Raw genomic sequence first — 16,753 nt, forward strand, 5'->3', positions numbered from 1 at the left:
TTGCGCCGCAAATCCTGATCTTAAAATATAGATTTTTGGGTATATAGGTATTAGGGGTCAGCCAGTGCGTCACCTATTAGCTATACTATGTCCCCCAATATCTAGCAGGGTGAGTTCTGTTGTCCCCCTATATCCGGCAGGCCAATCATATGCATGGCCCGGCAGTCGGTCCAAAGGAATCACACCTAGTCTCCGTTTCTGGAAGCATATGAAATTCGCTACTTTCAGATTATAGGGCTTTTCAACAATGGTAACTTCGGCGTAAATCAGAGAAGAGCAGTAATTAGCGTTCCGCAATTTGTTCCCCGCGGGGAACCATGGGAAACAGCAGCGGTCGCAGAAATGAGGGACAATCATGTACACCCACGCTGATTTGGCGAAATTGCAGGCCCAGTCACTTAAGATGCAAGGGTTCATCCGGCAGCAAACATATTCCCCCGAAATGGAGAAGACGTTGCGTCGCTTCTCAAGTTGGGAGGTCGCCGAGTTGATTCTCAAGATCAACCCCTCAACCTTTCGCGGCCGCCTTGCGGCGGATCCCTCCCTGCCTGAGGGGCTAGTAGAGGAAGAAGGCCGCCAGCGCTGGTATACGTTGGAAGAGATCAATGAGCTGCGGCGGAAGCTCAAGATAAAGGGCCGGTCCCTCATGCCAGCACGGCCCGCTGGCAAACGCGCAATCCGCGCTGCGATTGCGAACTTTAAAGGAGGCGCGGGTAAGAGTACCGTCGCGCTACACTTTGCCCATGCCGCCGCCCTTGATGGTTATCGCGTGCTCGCGGTGGACTTTGATCCGCAAGCGACGCTCAGCCATTCAATGGGCCTTTCTGACGTTTCCGAAGAGGTGACCGTCTGGGGGATTATGGCCCGCGATCTGATCCGCGAGACTGAGCGCATTAACGCAACTTCTGGCGGGGCCGAGAGCGGAGCCGCTCTGCCCCAACGCAGGCTGCCGCCTTCGGTAACTGGCATGGGATTGAATGATCTGCGCGCCACCGATTTCATCAAACCGACAAGCTGGCCTACCATCGACATTATCCCTAGCTGTGCCAACGCGGCTTTTGTCGAATTCGCCAGCGCCCAGTATCGGCATATGAACCCCGAATGGTCCTTCTTTGCGGCTGTTTCCCGTTACCTCGACCAGCTGCCGGATGACGCTTACGACCTTATCATTTTCGACTGCCCGCCCGCGATTGGTTACCAATCGATGAACGCGGTGTTTGCGGCGGATGTGCTCTATGTCCCCTCCGGTCCCGGCTATTGGGAGTATGACAGCACCACGAGTTTCATAGGTCAGCTCTCGGAAGCGCTGGAAGACTTGGGCCGGTTCCGCGGGCGTCTTCCGTCCGGCACTAATCCCGACAAGGTCTTTGCGGATCTTCGTTTTTTGCTGACACGTTTTGAGCCGAACAATGATTTGCACCGTGCGATGCAGTCAGCCTTTCATCAGGTTTTCAAGTCGCATGTGGCAGAGCACCCGATCGAGATGACCCGTGCGGTTGAACAATCGGGGCGCTTCCTGTCGTCGATCTATGAGATGGATTACCGACAGATGACGCGGGAAACATGGCGGCGGGCGCGGATTTCTTTTGATCGCGCTTACGACGAATTCCAATCCACGCTCGTCAATGCGTGGGAAAAGCTGGAGGACTAATGAATGGCTAAGAAACGCTCTGTCTTTGACATTAACTTTGAACTCGACGCAGAAGATGAGGCGGCGGAATTCCCCGCGGGGAACCAGCGCGCGCTTGAGACCAAAGCCTATAGCGTGCCAGACCATCCGTTGCAAAACCACGAATCAGCCCCGGCGCGGCGGGGCCCTATGGCCAGTGCGATTGCCGAAACTGCCGATGCCACCCGTGAACGCGACAACGCCGAAGCGGCAATCCGCGCAGAGAATGACGCCCTTGCCCATGAGCACGTGAGGCTCAAGAAGTTAGGTTTAATTACTGATTTGATCCAGACCGCTGAGGTGATGACATCCAAACTGACCCGTGACCGTTCTGCTAATCTGGACCCTGAACTTGATGAGCTAAAAGAGTCTATCAAGGCGGTCGGGCTTTCGAATCCGATCCGTGTAGAGAAGACCGATGATGGCTTTGAACTTATCCAAGGCTTCCGCAGGCTTTCCGCTTTTCGGCAGTTAGCCGAAGAAACCGGCGATCCGCGCTACACTCGCATTCCCGCAGCCATGGTTCCCCGCGGGGAACCGTTGGTCGGACTCTATCGCAAAATGGTAGATGAGAACCTAATCCGAAAGGACCTGTCCTTTGGGGAAATGGCGCAACTTGCTTTGTCCTATTCGCGGGACGAAGGGATCGATGTGGGGGAGGCGGTCTCGACACTCTATGCCTCTGCGCTCAAACAAAAGCGGACCTACATTCGGCAGTTTGCCCGCATTTTGGAAGCCTTGGAGGGGACGGTGCGCTATCCTGAAGCGATCCCCCGCGCGTTAGGGCTCGATCTTTATAAGTTGGTTGATGGACAGCCCGGAAGGGCAGGGGAACTTGCGGCACGGTTACTTGCCGTTCCTGATCGGGACAAAGACGCAGAAATGGGGGTGCTCCGCAATGCGCTGGCCAAGCAAAAAAAGTCAGGTGCGCGGGAGGCCAAATCAGTTTCCAGGACATCGCTGAGAATGGGCCGACCTGAAGGCCAAGCTCGTGTGACGGCATCAGATGGAAAACTCGAATTGCGGTTGGAGCGGGACTTTTCAGCGATTCCAAGGGCGCGGCTTCAGCAAGGCATTGAGGCATTCTTAGCCGCGCTTGACGATGAAGGTTGACTGTTAATTCCCTGCATAGGTGGGGGCTAACCCTATGACCCAAGATGTAGTCATAGGCTGCACAGACTTGGGGCGCTCTGATCTACGCCACGTTTGCAACGCGGGGCATCTGGGGACGCGGTGGCCATCTGGAGTGAAAACGAAGTGCCGAACTGAAATCAATTCTGGCGAAATAGAGCCATTATTCGAAAACATGTACGGGCAAATTTTCTTTAGTAGGCCCGGCAGACCGCGATTTCGCACCAACCAGTTTTGGAAACTGAAGGTAAGCAACGCACCCTGCTGCATCAGCTCGATCCTGCCGCCAGAATCAGGCGTGCCTTTAGGCGATATCCGCCGCCACGATAGTGGCCTTAAGCACAGGCGGCCGTGCACTTGATCCTTCTTAACACATCGCAACGTGGTGGTCATTGCGATCAGGGGAGAACCACTTACGCCTCGTTCCAAGCTAGGCACGATAGAAGACGCGTGTTGGTGCTGACCGATAGGGCAGGGGTATGCCTAGTATGGCATTAGAGCCAAATGTGTATTCAGTCTTTGGCACAAACGTTGTCAGTGTTGTCTACGGTCGACGCCTTGCCATAGGTGCGCGCCAGAGCGTATATGTACGATATTTCATCCTCGTGCATCTCTTTTGGAAGCACCCTGTTCGATTCTAGTGGGTGCGGATTTCGTTTGTTTTCTGTCATGTCAGTGAGGTCATGCAAATATGCCCGATAATGTAAACTTATTGGACATAATGAAGAACTATAACGTGGGGCGGTTAGATCCATATTTTGTGGATGTAACGGCCGTGAGTGGTTGGTGTAGTTGCATGACCTATCAGCCTGCTACTGCCTCTGATGACTTGAATACACTACCCAAGCCGCCGCCTGGGTCACCTCCCAACGTGTGGAAACCCCGGAAACTGTGGCTTTTCGTCGGGTGCGGCTCTTACGGGGCTGGATCAACTGGTAAGCGATCCAGCCCAAGCTGTGCCTCTTAAGCTGCTTGCTAAACTGCTTGCACTACACGTGGCGACGTCTAAGCTCGAAGGACGACTGGCCCGAGAAGCTGATATCCGCGACGCGTACCACTTGGCGCCGCTCTGAGAGGCACGCGGCCCCGATGTTGATATCTTGGCGTTTTGGCAGGATGCAGCCCGTTTTAAACTGACGGGGCGTGATTGGCACCGTTCAGTCCAAGGTTTGGTTGGCGCTGCGTTTGCCGATGATGTCTTGAGGTTGATAGCAGCGGGTGCCGACCGTTCCGAAACCCATTGGCCACTGGCAGGCTATGTTGCCGTCATGCGCGCGGTGCTCGAGGTAGATTTTCGGGCGGAACGGATCGCGTGCATGCTCTCAGATATCGTGCTGGCGCGGGCATTGAACTGGAAGTCAGTGCTGCCTGTCACTGCACAACACCTCACAAAAACGATGTTGCGCGATCTGATCGCGGACGAGCAGGGGGCGGATAGTTGGTCGCGATGATCTGGCGCGCGTGGTGTGGCAGGCGGCGCCAGTCGAAATCCTGATTGACGATATTCAGGCGGAGCTGGCAGACCGTCCTTATGAATCGATGGAGGCCGCTGGTGGTTGGATGTTCCGGACCAAAATGCAGTTTGCCGACGCCATCAAAGCGGCCGCTGATCTTGGCGACCGGGCATTGATCTTCACCGAGATAGGGATGGGAGTGCTCTGCGCCATTGCCTATCATCAGTCGATTGACACTCGTGATATGTCGGTCCTGTCTGTTTTCGAGTTTGACGGGATCGGTAGGTATTTTGGCCCTGCCGGACTGATCCCCTCGCTTGAGTGCGACCCGTCCCGACGCGAGCGGACGCTCTGAGAACACGAGGGGGAGACGCAACGGCTGGGGAGGCTTTTGGCGTGAGCCTTGTCACCGAGGGTGGTTGTTTCTGAGACGGAATGCCCATCTGCGGCCGATCGAGGGGCTAATCTACGTTCTCAAGAGGGTTTAGGTGGAAATTATCTATATAAAACAACGGTGTAACGCTGCAACGGCTGTGTAACACCTTAAGTAACACCTGTAAGTGTCTGAAATCCCTATCCTTTATATATATTTATCTATCTGTAACAGAAATATAGAAAAAGTGTATATACGAGAGAGACAGGTCTATTGATCATTGTGCTCTATATAAAGACATATGCGGGCGTAATGCGTTACAAGACTTAAGTGACTGAAACTATTCAATATTTTTGTTACAGAGGGGGTAAAATGACCCTTATGGCAGTTTTAGGTCAGAATAAACCCATTATTTACAAAGACTTAGCCCGTAACGCTTAGGCATTGCTGTCGCGTTCGAAGTTCACGGCGCCTGGTATGGGTGCGCTCTGATCTGCCCCTGGGCTTCCGCACCGGTGGTTCATTGAGGTCATGTTAGAGTTATCCACATAAATGACGGGGCTCTTGGCTATGCAGGCCCAGGAGGGTGTCTTAACTTCTGTCGAGAAGAGGAAGTTTTATGCGCAGCACCCCAATCCAGATTGCCCAGGCCATCAATGTCGACCCGTCGGTCTACATGCCGGCAGAGAGGCCCATGCAAAAAGGGACGACACGCCAGCATCAGCTGAGGGCTGGGGCGCGTTTTGACGTTGGCGTCTACATGATGGAATTTGGCCGCGCGGCGGCTCTGTATTATCACAAAGACACTCGGGTAGGAGAGTCTGCGCGCTTGGCCAAGGCGGGGGATGCGCTGCTGGATTACCTCAAGTCCTACGCCGCTGAGGCGGATGAACCGCGCGACATCGGGGGGCTCGATCCGCGGCATGCTTGGTCTCGGTATCGGGTGGTGGCGGATGATACCAAAGCCCTGGCGCCTGTGCTGGCGCTGTTGGATATGCCAGGGGTGCGGTTTGTGTTCACATCCCTTTATCTGGGTTCGGGCTTTGCCATGTCGCCCAAGCTGGCGCGGATACTGTCACCAGAAGAGCCCTTCTTTGTTCTCACATCAGACCGCCGAGGCTGCAATGTGATCCAGAATGCGCTTGAGCAACTGGGGGGAAAGGGGGTCGACCTTGCGGCTTTCTTCAGGGAAATGGCGCAGCTGGCGGCGCTCGAGCAAAAGAGGGCTTAGAGGGCCTCAAGTTTTCGGACAGTCTTCGGATGAAGAATGGGGGGATTATTGCGTTGCGGCACTTTATTGCCCTCCTTACCGCCAATTTACGCCCCAATTGGGGTAAACAATGAGCTCAGAAACACGCCATTGGAGCCAAAAAATGACACGTTACTGGAAAAATGATTTTATCCTCATGATCGGATATAGCTCAATCGCCGCAGTGCTCCTATTCGCCGCCCTATAAGCTTGGATGCGCGGACCGGCCACAACGCGTTCAGGAACGCGAGACGCGGGTCTCGTCCGGCACCCCCCCCCAAAAAAAAGGCAGTCGTTATGATCCGGCTTGGTAAGTTCTGTTTTGGTTGGGCAAAACCTGAGCGCGAGCTTCGGTATCTCCCGGAACTGATCATTTGTCTCAATGAGAAGCAAGCAGAGCGTATCCGTGGAACGCTTGCGCCGGATGCGCCTGTTCGCGTGGTGACCCCGCATATCTCTCAGTTGAGAGGCAGGGTCTATGCGAAGGTCACGGTTTTGCCGGGCGTTGATCTGGATCAAGACGTCGGCGGCTCTGGCAGTCTGCGCAGCATTCTCGAGCACCGACAGTCAATGTGGGGGGATCGGGCCATTCTGATCGTGCTGTGATCCAGGCCTCGGGGCTGCCAAGAGTGAAGGCTTGAGGGATCTGCTGTCGGCCGAAGCCTAATATCATGTTTCAAAGGCGTACTGCGGCGACTTTTGGTGTCGCCGCCGCACATCATGTCTCAAATTATTGACTACATACCAACCGTATGGTATGCAGCGAATATGCCAAGACCAACCAAGCAAACTCCCGAGCGCGGCGACGCGCGCACACGCTTGCTGGAAGCCGCGCGCGACGTAATCCGCCGCAAGGGGTTCGCCGCAACTTCAGTCGATGATCTCTGCCGGTCGGCCGGCGTCACGAAGGGTGCGTTCTTCCATCACTTCAAGACGAAGGACGCGCTTGGCGTGGCGGCAGCAAATTTTTGGACCGAGACAACCAGCGCTCTCTTTGCCGGCGCGCCTTACCATGAGCCGGACGATCCGCTGGACCGGGTTCTGGCCTATCTCGATTTCCGCAAAGGGATCATCGGCGGCGAGACGTTTGAATACACTTGCCTCGTCGGCACCATGACGCAGGAGGTGCATGATAGCGCGCCCGCGATCCGGGATGCCTGCGCCGCCAGCATCTTCGGCCATGCCGCCACGCTGGAGGCCGACATCAAAGCGGCGCGCAAGCAGCATAATATCGACCCTGACTGGAGTGCCGAGAGCCTTGCCCGCCACACGCAGGCGGTCCTTCAGGGTGGGTTCATCCTCGCCAAGGCCACCGGAGACCCGGACCTCGCCCGTGAAAGCGTTGATCACCTCATCCGCTATGTGCGCGGCCTGTTCGGGGTGGGGCCAAATACATCGGAAACCAGCTACAAGGAGAACTCAACGTGACCAACCAGCAAATCACCGTGGAAACGACCGTTGCCGCCTCCGTTGAAGAGGTGTGGAGCGCCTACACCACCCCCGAGGACATCATGCAGTGGAATTTCGCAAACGATGATTGGTGCTGCCCTCGCGCCGAAGTGGATCTGCGCCCCGGCGGCAAGCAGGTCGCCCGTATGGAGACGAGGGACGGAAGCATGGGTTTCGACTTCGAGGGCACTTATGAAGAGATCGAACCGCACAAGTCACTCATGCTGGTTCTTGAGGACGGCCGTAAGGCCCGCACGACATTTTCCGGAAGCGGCGGAAACACCCATGTCGCGACCACCTTCGACGCCGAGGCGCAGAACCCGGTCGAGATGCAGCACAACGGTTGGCAGGCAATCTTAAACAATTTCAGTACCTACGTCGAAAACAAGCGCGGCTGAATATTGATGGGGCCGCCCGGTTTAGATGCTGAGCCCCAAACCAAAAAAAACAATGGAGGAATTTTGGATGGAATATGCCTCAAAAGTGCGGACCTGCTTCTGGTTTGAGAAGGGCGGACATGCTGCCGCGCAGGAATATGTAACGTTCTTGCCAGACAGCAGGATTGAGGCCGTGCGCGAAAACGGCCAACCGGACGACCCGATGATTGTCGAGTTCACGCTGGCAGGTGCGCCCATGATGATCTTGACCGCCGGGCGGCATCACAAGCTGACTCCCGCCACATCAATCTCTGTGCTGACAGAAGATCAGGAAGAGACGGACCGCCTCTGGGCCGCGCTGACCGCGAGAGGCGGTGAGGCAAGACGGTGTGGTTGGATCGTGGACCGCTTCGGCGTGTCTTGGCAGATCGTGCCGAAGCGAATGCCGGACCTGCTGGCCAGCGAAGATCCGGGCGTGGTGAACCGCGTGAGCGAGGCAATGATGCAGATGGAGAAGATCGACATTGCCGCCCTCGAAGCGGCTGCCGCGAAGGCGCCAACGCATGGGTGAGGCAACACAGATCGGTTGTGCCTGTGGCCAGACCCACCTTGAAGTCGAAGGGAGGCCCATCGCAGGCGTCGAATGCTGCTGCAACTCCTGCCGCGAGGCGGCGGGAAGGATGCAGGGTCTTGAGGGCGCACCCCGGACGTTGACCGACTGAACTCAAACGGTATTTGCAGTGTCGGCTGATGCCGCGCCATGCAAAAAGCTGAGACCGTCAGTCAGGCCGCTTAAACGCTGCAAACAATTGGATTTGCCGCTGAGCCGTCTTGCTTTCCAATTTGACAGTGCAGATCGGGCTTTAGCCAAGGCCCAACAGATCCAAGTCCCTTACCAGAATCGCCAAACTTTGCTATGATCTGCGCCATTCAACAAATGGATGCGGGGATTTTCTGGTGAGATGTTTATTGGCTTTACCCTTTGTAGTGCTCGCCGGTTTTGAAGCTCAAGCTCAAGCCAGTTTCGATTGCAAACTTGCTGCAACGACCGTTGAAAAAACGATCTGCGCTGACGCTGGACTCTCGAAACTCGACCGACAAATGGCAGATGCATTCAGGAACGCCCGCAGGTCTGCTTCAAAAAGCAAAAGTGCTTCAATCCTTGCGGATCAGAGATCCTGGATCGGCCAGAGGAACTCTTGCAGTTCGGATCGCAGCTGTCTTTTGGTCTCCATGCAGAACCGCATTGCAGATCTAAATGCGCCTACATCAGTTCAAACCGCTGGATTGACCGGCCTGTATTGCAACGATACCGGCATTATGGGCCTGCAAGAGCAGGGACAAAATCTACGCTTTGATTTCTTGTTTTTCTCAGGAAATTTCGCTTGTGGCACGCAAACCCTTACCGCGCAGCGAAGCGGTAGTGGCTGGTCCTCCTCCTATAATGGTTGCCGGATGACCCTTACGAAAGAAGGCGGGTCGATGGTTGTGCGCAGTGATACCGTCGATACCTGCAAAGCTCTTTACTGCGGAGCTGGGGCGGCAATATCAGTATTTCGCATGCCGCTGACCGGCAAGATACCAGGAGTGACAAATCCGTTCACCAATTCGGTTGGAGAGCGCCAATGCTGATCGAAGATGCCGCGTGCGCCCCCATTTTTGCGTCTCATCAGCACTACAATTAGGACGGCTGGCCACCCTTGCCTTTTGGTCGACTGCCCCAAGGGCAGCATTCTGAGCTGTCAGGTCTTGCACTGATCGCATCAAAGGTCCCGCCTGATCAGGCATGAGGTCCTGCAAGCGTCTGAGGATGCTTTCAAAGGTTTTCTGTTTCATTGCTCCCCTGCCTTTTGCGTGCAGAGTCCATATTGGCCTTTTTCTGAGAAACAGAATCAACCAACACGCTATGTCTACACGTCTTGGAGAACCTTACTGCGCGAAAGCTGCTGAGCGCAGCTTTGGTTCTGAAGCGACAAAGCTTTGCTTTTGCGGGCCCGTCACCCGGGCGATGGCCCGGTCGAAGGTTTTTTTGACGCGCTGTGTGGGGCTGGCATAGGGCTGAATGGGTTTGCCGACCGAAAGAGAAAAGGCGATCTTGCCTTTGTGGCCAAACCGCAGGTCCATTTGCGTAATCTCGCGTTGGATGGCCTCTTCGACGGCCTCCCAGTTTGGAGGTTGCGCCGTGATCATCACGCAAAGCAAGATCCCGCTGCCGTGATGGGCCATCAGCAGCTGCGGGCAGTCAAGACTGCGGGCAATGATCTTCGTGGCGGCAACGATCGCTGTGCCCAGTTCTGCGGTGGAGCCATCGGCATAGAGCTGTGGGAAGGTATCGATGGTGGCTGCAAAAATATGACAGTCGTCCAGGCTGCTGCGAGACAGCTGGGAAAGATAGGCGCCGAGCGAAAAAGGCCCGATAAGCTGGGGGACATCTTTGATATGCAACGGCTGGTCTTCGTTGAACGAATGCACGCCCGGCAGTCCGATTTTTTGCAAGGCGCGGGCTGGGAACTGAGGGGCGGCGTCAGACCTCTTCACCATCCGGTCTGCCACCCGCAGCCTCGATTTGAGATCGCCCAAGTCAAAGGGTTTTGTGACGTAGTCTGTCGCCCCGGCAACAAAGGCATGCCCCACGGAGAGGGCATCTGTCCTTCTTGTCAACATAAGGATGGGGGTGTCGAGATGGTCTGGTAGGGATCGGATTTGGCGGCATAGGGTAATGCCGTCGATGTCCGGCATCTCGATATCGAGCAGCAGGCAATCAAAATGCGCCGCGCCTGCTGACAACACATCCCAGGCCTCCAAGCTCGAGGATAACGTGGTGACTGTGATCTCTCGTAGGGGCTGCACTGTTGTCCGGATCAAATCTAGAATGATAGGATCGTCGTCGACAGCCAATATGTTCATTTCAAAAAAACCTCAGGTAATAAAACGTATTGAATATAAAGCGCTCTCAATAGGCTAATGCAACCCTGAGGCGAAACTATGGCAGGTGTCCGAATTTTGAACGCTTCTTCTAAAATAGGACAGTAAATCTGTGCACGCGATCTGGTCTTGCACATTGGACAGCTGGCAGATTGGCCTCGGCGATCCAGGCTGGGGCGGGTGGTTGATTGTGGCGCTTTACATAAGTACGGGGCTGCTGTCCTGGCGGGTGGCCCTCAAGGCTGCTTTTCCAGCCCCTTCGCGGGGGCGGGAGCGGGCGTTCTGGGGGCTTTTGGGGCTGATCTTGCTGCTCTTGGCGGTCAACAAACAATTGGACTTGCAGACCTTGTTGACTGATGCCGCCCGCTGCATGGCGCAGCTTCAAGGCTGGTATGAGACCCGACGCCCTGTGCAGATCGGGTTCCTCCTGGGGGTATTCGTTCTGATCCTGACCCTCTTTGCGACGGTCTCTATCAGCTTGCGCGGCACACTACGGCGCAATGGCTTGGCGCTCACCGGTCTGGTCTTTGTGCTGGGGTTCGTAGCCATGCGGGCGGCCGGGTTCCATCACATGGATCGGGTGATCAATATGGCGTTCCATTCCGTTCGGGTGAACTGGATGTTGGAGATGACGGGGCCTCTATTGATCTTGATGAGCGGTGTCTTGCACTTGCGCCCGTCGGCAAAGCCAGAGGAAGCCGAACCCAGAACGTGGTCTGGACATTGATTTGTGAACTGTAGCCGATTTCACCACCCATATTTTCGACCAGCTCTTTTGAGATTGCGAGCCCCAGACCGGTGCCCTCTCGATCACGGGTCAGATGTTCGGCCTGCTGCGAAAAAGGCTCAAAAAGCCGTTTGCCGAACTCAGGGGAAATACCGCGGCCCCTATTGGTCACGGAAATCAGGAATGTCTCTTCATCGATCCCCGCTTTGACGTCGACCGTTGTGCCGCAGTCAGAGAATTTGGCCGCATTTGAGAGAAGGTTGGTGAGCACCTGCTTTAAACGTTGGGCGTCGGCATGAATGATGATGGGATTTTCCGGTGCATCCACCAAGACAGATACGTTGAACTTGTTTGCAAAGGGCTCATTGTCGCCGACGGTTTGCTGGACGATATCTACGGCATCGACCTGTGTGATCTCGACCGAGAAATGCCCCGCCGTAAGCTTCTGGAAGTCGAGCAGATCGTTGACCACTTGGGTCAGCCGCTCGCTGTTTCTACTCGCCATCCCCAAAAGCTTATCCACCTGTTCGGGCGCGCCCTCTCCGATGACCCCGGCGAGCAGGCGCAGGGCACCATGAACCGAGGCGAGCGGGGTGCGCAATTCGTGACTGACCGTGGCCACGAAATCATTCTTCAGGGCCTCCAGCCTCTTGGCCTCGGTGATGTCGACCATTTGAACGATGAGACGGCTGTCGCTGGCATGCTCCGGACGGTAGATCGATATTCTGATCGCAATATCGATAACTTCGCCGTTGGGCCGTACGTATTTCTCCTCAACGCGGGAGATGCTGCTGTCTCCGTCAAAAAGTGTTTCAACTTCAGCCTTAAGTTTCTCCAGCGTCTTTTGCCCGGAAAGCTGCCAGACGTTCTTTTGCTCAAGCTGCCCGGCGGCATAGCCGAACAGCGCATAACAGGGATCGTTCAACAACAAGAACGTCCCATCAAGAGACATGACGGCCATGGCAACCGGCGCGTTGGACACCAGCATCTCCAGGCCCGCCCTGCGGGCATCCGCCAGCGCCAGCGCGGTTTCGAGCGGGGTGATGTCGATCATCGTGCCGAGCACGCGCACCGGATCGCCCTGCTCATCTCGTTCCGTCACTCTAAGAATGGACCGCATCCAGCGCCAATCGTTGTCGCCAACGCGCATCCGAAACTTGGCTTCTGATCGTTCAACGCGCCCTGCGATGCATTCGGCGTCAAGCGCTTCCACCTCTTCCCGGTCGTCAGGATGGATCCGTTCGCGCCACTCGCGATCGGAATCTTTTCCGTTCGCATCGCATATGCCGAGCAGCTGATACCAAGCGTCAGACGCACGGCCCGATCCTGTGCGAAGGTCCGACTCAAACACGCCAATTTGGCTTCCCTCAAGCGCCAGGTTCCAGCGTTCTTCCTGATCTCTCAGCGCATACCAAGATTTGACGCGACTCGTGATGTCGTTGACGTTCATGATGGTAAATGACCGACCCGCAGCGTCCTTAAACTGGCTCAGGTTTACTTCCCCATAGCGCGCACCGTCATCCGATGGGAGGGAGATGATATTTTCGAAGTCCCCAATCTTAAGGTCGGTGATGGTCAGCTCGCCGTTAGACACCGACAAAGCCGGTAATAATTCTGCGATTTGTGCGCCGGTGGTGTTCGTCCCTCTGTGCAGCAACAAGGCCTCTGCGCTTCGATTGCTGAAGACGACAAGGCCGTCCTGATCCACGACCCAAACGCCGAACGGGCTGTTGTCGACGATTGATTGCAACATCGCTTCGGCTTCATGGTGTTCTGCGCACACTACAGTTTGCCCATCAAAACAGAATCTATCCCAAAATAAGGTCGCAATCTTCGGACCCGAATGCTTCGCCCAGTTTGACAGACCGCTGATGCAACCCGTGCCTATGCAGATGCATGCTAACGTCGATCACGCATTCGTGCTACGTTTCCAATACGCAGGGCGATGATCTTTGCACGGTGGGGAGATTGGGCATCACCGGCGCCGTATGAACATATTGCCGCCGGGGACATGCGCCACCCTCAGTGAATAATGCCGCAGAGGCCAAGATTTCCCATCTTGTTGGAATTTAAGAAAGCGACCCAGAGCGGTCCTTAAGGCAACGCGCAGCTAAGGGTGGCCTTGAGCTCAAACTGATCGCGGGAGGCGGGAGGTCTTCGCAGTAGCAGCAGATGCTGGTTCGAAACGGCCCATAACTGCTATCTGACCAACCCCTCGCGAACGACAGATCTGAAACCAAATCAGGCTGTTACAGAGGGCTATGGCTTGCTCACGAATTCAAGAGCATTTGATTTCAGATCGTCCGGCGTAAATCTGAAAATCGTCATCTCGTCCACGCTATAGGCGCCAAGGCTTTTGTAGAATTCAATTGTGGGCTTGTTCCAGTCCAGAACCCCCCACTCCATCATCTGGCAATTTCGCTGTAGGGCAAGAGAACAAAGATACCCCATAATGATCTTGCCAAGACCCTGATGGCGAACTTTCGTGTCCACGAAAAACCCATCGATATAGATTCCTGCCCGTCCTGTGAATGCAGATGATTTCTGGCAAAAGTAGGCAAAGCCCACGATTTCACCCCTGTAGTATCCAAACAGCGCCTCGCCCAACTTTTCATTGAGAAGGCGCTTAATCTGCGGCTCAGTTGCCGTGATCTTGTCTGGCATCTTTTGGTAGGCGCCAAGCTTTTTCATGTATTCGACAACAAGCCTCGCATCATCCGGAGAAGCGTGGCGGATCATGAAATTCGGATTGGGTGTCTTTATTTTCTGCACGGTGGCAATCTCCCATACGTGTGTTTGGGAGGGTAAATGTCCTGCTCGTGACGGCAAGTCAGAACAGGCCTGCTTTGTTCACCGAACTACTCAAATTTTGACGGCGTCAAGAGGCGCAATCAGCTCGTCGGAGAACTGTTTCCCACATTCCCGAAATTAGCGTCGCAGCATAGAACGGCTCCGCCAGGTCGCACTAATTTGATCGAATTTCGGCACCCGACGACAGGCACGGATGTCGCCGCATGCATGCGGCGGCATCCGATGTCTTTAATCAGTCTTGGGAAATAACGTCGGATTCCCCCAGCGGGTTGACCCAGATCGGATCGGAATAGGCCGTCGCGCCAGAGGCATCTTCCACACGCAGGGCCACCCAGTCGACGCCCTCGGTCCGCGGCGTCGCGGTAACGTTGAACTGGGCTGTGGCAGTGGTCTGAGTTGGGTCGAAGCTCTGGCTGGAAAGTTCTCCATCGGGACCGACAAGGCTGGCCGAGGCAAGCCCGTTAACTGCGGTCAGGTCGAAGGACAGCGAACGCTTCTCGTCCGGGGCGATACGCAGCTCGGTTCCGAACATGACTTCTGGCTCGATCAACGGACCGCGGGTCACATAGGCGCGGCCCGCTTTGAGGTTGGCCACGAAGCCGTCGGCGCTGACGCCTCCCGGCACATGGACATAGGCCCGCGCTGATCCGGTGTTATCATTCCAAACATCATGCGCATCCGACCCGGCGGATAGAAAAATGCGTTGACCTTGCGTCCAAAATTGTCCGGCGCGGGCAAAGACAGCCGCGTCGTCGTCGGGTCCATTCATCTCCAGCAGGTCGAAATCCGGTGCGAAGCCGCCTGGGACGGTTCCTGCCTCAAGACTGGACAGGTAGCCATAGGGGATGAAGGGATGGTTTGCTTGGATCGCGTCAGCGCCCAAGCGTCGGGCTTCGGCCAATACTTCTGCCGCAGTGGCTGTGGAGGTGTCGATTTCGAGTGGCTCACCCAGCGTTAGCGGGTAGGCATTAAAGTGGCCCCAAGAGGGTGAAAATTCGACCGACGGAATGAACGGAACGCCACGCATCTTTGCAATCTCGGCAAGCGCGGCATGGTTCACGGTAGAATCGTGATCGCTCAGGAAGATCACGTCGAGGCCGGCTGCGAGCTCGCTGCGGGCCACGTATTCTGGCGGGGTCGTACCTTCCAGTTGGTCGGCATGGTGGTGCATGTCTGAAGCATACCAGTTCTGCTCATAGGGCCGCGCGGCCAGATCGAGCGAGACGTTCACCTCCTGTGTTTCATCGGAGGCGACACTGACCGAGACCTCTTTGCCCTGCGAAAGAAAACCGGTGCCATGACCGATGGTGAAAACATAATCCCCCGGCGCGAGCGATGCCTGAGTTTCGCCGATAGGGTCGAGTTCGGTGAAGAAGGTCTGGCGACCGAGGAACTCCACCAAGGGCGCCTGACCCTCAGTGATCGCAATGCGCGCGTCGAGTGGCTTGCCTGCGTCGTCCGTGACAGCGAAGTCCAGCATGCCCGGAGCCTCAAGGTCCCCAAAGTCGAGCTTCTGGCCCTCATCTGCCGAGACGGTGACCTGCTGTGGAGCAGAGTCCGAATAACCAGCTGCAGTGGCGTAGATGCTGTAATCGCCAGCGGGCAGGTCGATCTCATAGCTGCCGTCGGGAGTGAGCGTCCAGATGTAGGGAACGCCTTCCTTCTCGACGACGAGGACCGAAGCCTCTACTGGCCCGGAGGTCGAGCCGATCTCGCCAGACAAGCTGCCTGCGGCCAGCTCGCCGCGCTCGATTTCTGCTGAAATGACGGGGGCGAGGTCGCCCGAGGGGCCGACTTGAAGCCAGCCTTCGAAGCTGCGGCTTTCGCCCGGCGCAAGGGAGTGGGTCGCGTAGAGATCCTTCGATGCGTATTCGACGCGATCGAAATAGGGCGCATGCAAGGCGATGAACCAATCCGCGTCATAGGCGACGACACGATCCGAAAGCGCAGCCTCTGCACTGCCGGAGTCGATGCCGGCAAGCCCCGGTACCGGAAGGATGTACCCACTGTCCGGCCAAAGCGTGAAGCCGGACATTTGCTCGTCCAACGGGGCTTCGCCTTTGTTGGTCATCTCGGTCATGAGGTGAATGCGGTCCGACCCTTCCTCAAGCGTATATGTAGTCGCAATATCCACTTTGCTGAAATCGCGTGTGATGCGGATGACCACCTTTTCTGGCGACTGGGTGATGATCTCAACATCGCGCCGTGTATTGGGCCAAGCTGACCAGTTGTTCGGAATGAAGTCGGCAAATGCGATCCGGTCAAGGGTGATCTCACCTTCTTTCACGGGGGCAAGATCGACGATAGCGCCGCGCGGCACGCCCCAAGGCGCTTGTGAGCCGACCGCGAGCGTGAAGGCCAAGTGCTCGTTCTGCACCGTCAGATCGTCGCTCGAAAGCGCCTCTCCATCGGGAATGGGGCTCGGACCTTCCGTTAAGGTGACCTCCGCCAGTGCAGGTTGAGCCAACCCAATGGCGACGGAGAGAAGGAGTTTCGACCGGATCGTCATGCGGAGCATCCTTGTTCTGTTGCATTGGCTGCTTGATACAGGCGCACCACCGGAATGACCACGCGAGGTCACATTCTCA

General features: G+C 56.1%; 14 protein-coding genes and 1 pseudogene. 11 read left to right on the top strand and 4 right to left on the bottom strand.

Translation table 11 applies throughout. The annotated features are described in order from the left end of the window. Positions 1-355: 355 nt before the first annotated feature. The 11 genes and pseudogenes from WNY61_RS18490 to WNY61_RS18540 all read left to right on the top strand — a co-directional run bounded on the left by WNY61_RS18490 (position 356) and on the right by WNY61_RS18540 (position 9,334). Entirely contained in the window at positions 356-1,651 is a 1,296-nt protein-coding gene (locus WNY61_RS18490) for an AAA family ATPase (RefSeq protein WP_342852911.1), read from the top strand. Between the two features lie 168 nt (positions 1,652-1,819). Then, positions 1,820-2,782 (top strand): ParB N-terminal domain-containing protein, encoded by a 963-nt coding sequence (locus tag WNY61_RS18495; protein ID WP_342852912.1) that lies wholly within the window; start codon positions 1,820-1,822, stop codon positions 2,780-2,782. Positions 2,783-3,732: 950 nt separating this feature from the next. Then, positions 3,733-4,251 (top strand): annotated as a pseudogene (locus WNY61_RS18500) (DUF1403 family protein). Positions 4,252-4,261: 10 nt separating this feature from the next. After that, on the top strand, positions 4,262-4,609 hold the full coding sequence (locus WNY61_RS18505; RefSeq protein WP_342852913.1) for a hypothetical protein: 348 nt from the start codon (positions 4,262-4,264) through the stop codon (positions 4,607-4,609). 637 nt (positions 4,610-5,246) lie between these two features. Continuing rightward, a complete protein-coding gene (locus WNY61_RS18510) occupies positions 5,247-5,858 on the top strand; it encodes a hypothetical protein (RefSeq protein WP_342852914.1) in 612 nt (203 codons plus the stop codon). 315 nt (positions 5,859-6,173) lie between these two features. After that, positions 6,174-6,482: a hypothetical protein gene (locus WNY61_RS18515; RefSeq protein ID WP_342852915.1), complete on the top strand. Its 309-nt coding sequence runs from the start codon at positions 6,174-6,176 to the stop codon at positions 6,480-6,482. 162 nt (positions 6,483-6,644) lie between these two features. Then, on the top strand, positions 6,645-7,304 hold the full coding sequence (locus WNY61_RS18520) for a TetR/AcrR family transcriptional regulator (RefSeq protein ID WP_342852916.1): 660 nt from the start codon (positions 6,645-6,647) through the stop codon (positions 7,302-7,304). Beyond that, positions 7,301-7,723 (top strand): SRPBCC family protein, encoded by a 423-nt coding sequence (locus WNY61_RS18525; protein WP_342852917.1) that lies wholly within the window; start codon positions 7,301-7,303, stop codon positions 7,721-7,723. Before WNY61_RS18520 ends, WNY61_RS18525 begins: the two co-directional genes overlap by 4 nt. A 67-nt stretch (positions 7,724-7,790) precedes the next feature. After that, on the top strand, positions 7,791-8,273 hold the full coding sequence (locus tag WNY61_RS18530) for a VOC family protein (RefSeq protein ID WP_342852918.1): 483 nt from the start codon (positions 7,791-7,793) through the stop codon (positions 8,271-8,273). Next, on the top strand, positions 8,266-8,424 hold the full coding sequence (locus WNY61_RS18535) for a hypothetical protein (protein ID WP_342852919.1): 159 nt from the start codon (positions 8,266-8,268) through the stop codon (positions 8,422-8,424). Before WNY61_RS18530 ends, WNY61_RS18535 begins: the two co-directional genes overlap by 8 nt. 235 nt (positions 8,425-8,659) lie before the next feature. After that, positions 8,660-9,334 carry a lysozyme inhibitor LprI family protein gene (locus tag WNY61_RS18540; protein WP_342852920.1) on the top strand — a complete coding sequence of 225 codons (675 nt, stop codon included), beginning with the start codon at positions 8,660-8,662 and terminating at the stop codon, positions 9,332-9,334. Positions 9,335-9,631: 297 nt separating this feature from the next. Here the strand turns inward: WNY61_RS18540 and WNY61_RS18545 are convergent, their stop codons facing one another. The 4 genes from WNY61_RS18545 to WNY61_RS18560 form a co-directional block, all read right to left on the bottom strand. After that, entirely contained in the window at positions 9,632-10,609 is a 978-nt protein-coding gene (locus WNY61_RS18545; protein WP_342852921.1) for a response regulator, read from the bottom strand. A 602-nt stretch (positions 10,610-11,211) separates the two neighbouring features. Continuing rightward, the gene (locus tag WNY61_RS18550) at positions 11,212-13,107 is read right to left on the bottom strand and encodes a PAS domain S-box protein (RefSeq protein ID WP_342852922.1); all 1,896 of its coding nucleotides are present in this window, start codon (positions 13,105-13,107) and stop codon (positions 11,212-11,214) included. A gap of 506 nt (positions 13,108-13,613) precedes the next feature. Continuing rightward, a complete protein-coding gene (locus WNY61_RS18555; RefSeq protein WP_342852923.1) occupies positions 13,614-14,126 on the bottom strand; it encodes a GNAT family N-acetyltransferase in 513 nt (170 codons plus the stop codon). Positions 14,127-14,397: 271 nt separating this feature from the next. After that, on the bottom strand, positions 14,398-16,674 hold the full coding sequence (locus tag WNY61_RS18560; RefSeq protein ID WP_342852924.1) for a CehA/McbA family metallohydrolase: 2,277 nt from the start codon (positions 16,672-16,674) through the stop codon (positions 14,398-14,400). Between the last annotated feature and the right edge of the window lie 79 nt (positions 16,675-16,753).

It is taken from the genome of Sulfitobacter sp. AS92, from assembly GCF_038900015.1.
GTDB lineage: Bacteria > Pseudomonadota > Alphaproteobacteria > Rhodobacterales > Rhodobacteraceae > Sulfitobacter.

What these genes read in the sequence shown, in the direction of transcription:
- WNY61_RS18490 (WP_342852911.1), top strand. Translation starts at nt 356, where the DNA reads ATGTACACCCACGCTGATTTGGCGAAATTGCAGGCCCAGTCACTTAAG.
- WNY61_RS18510 (WP_342852914.1), top strand. Translation starts at nt 5,247, where the DNA reads ATGCGCAGCACCCCAATCCAGATTGCCCAGGCCATCAATGTCGACCCG.
- WNY61_RS18495 (WP_342852912.1), top strand. Translation starts at nt 1,820, where the DNA reads ATGGCCAGTGCGATTGCCGAAACTGCCGATGCCACCCGTGAACGCGAC.
- WNY61_RS18530 (WP_342852918.1), top strand. Translation starts at nt 7,791, where the DNA reads ATGGAATATGCCTCAAAAGTGCGGACCTGCTTCTGGTTTGAGAAGGGC.
- WNY61_RS18545 (WP_342852921.1), bottom strand. Translation starts at nt 10,609, where the DNA reads ATGAACATATTGGCTGTCGACGACGATCCTATCATTCTAGATTTGATC.
- WNY61_RS18535 (WP_342852919.1), top strand. Translation starts at nt 8,266, where the DNA reads ATGGGTGAGGCAACACAGATCGGTTGTGCCTGTGGCCAGACCCACCTT.
- WNY61_RS18560 (WP_342852924.1), bottom strand. Translation starts at nt 16,674, where the DNA reads ATGACGATCCGGTCGAAACTCCTTCTCTCCGTCGCCATTGGGTTGGCT.
- WNY61_RS18520 (WP_342852916.1), top strand. Translation starts at nt 6,645, where the DNA reads ATGCCAAGACCAACCAAGCAAACTCCCGAGCGCGGCGACGCGCGCACA.
- WNY61_RS18550 (WP_342852922.1), bottom strand. Translation starts at nt 13,107, where the DNA reads ATGTTGCAATCAATCGTCGACAACAGCCCGTTCGGCGTTTGGGTCGTG.
- WNY61_RS18515 (WP_342852915.1), top strand. Translation starts at nt 6,174, where the DNA reads ATGATCCGGCTTGGTAAGTTCTGTTTTGGTTGGGCAAAACCTGAGCGC.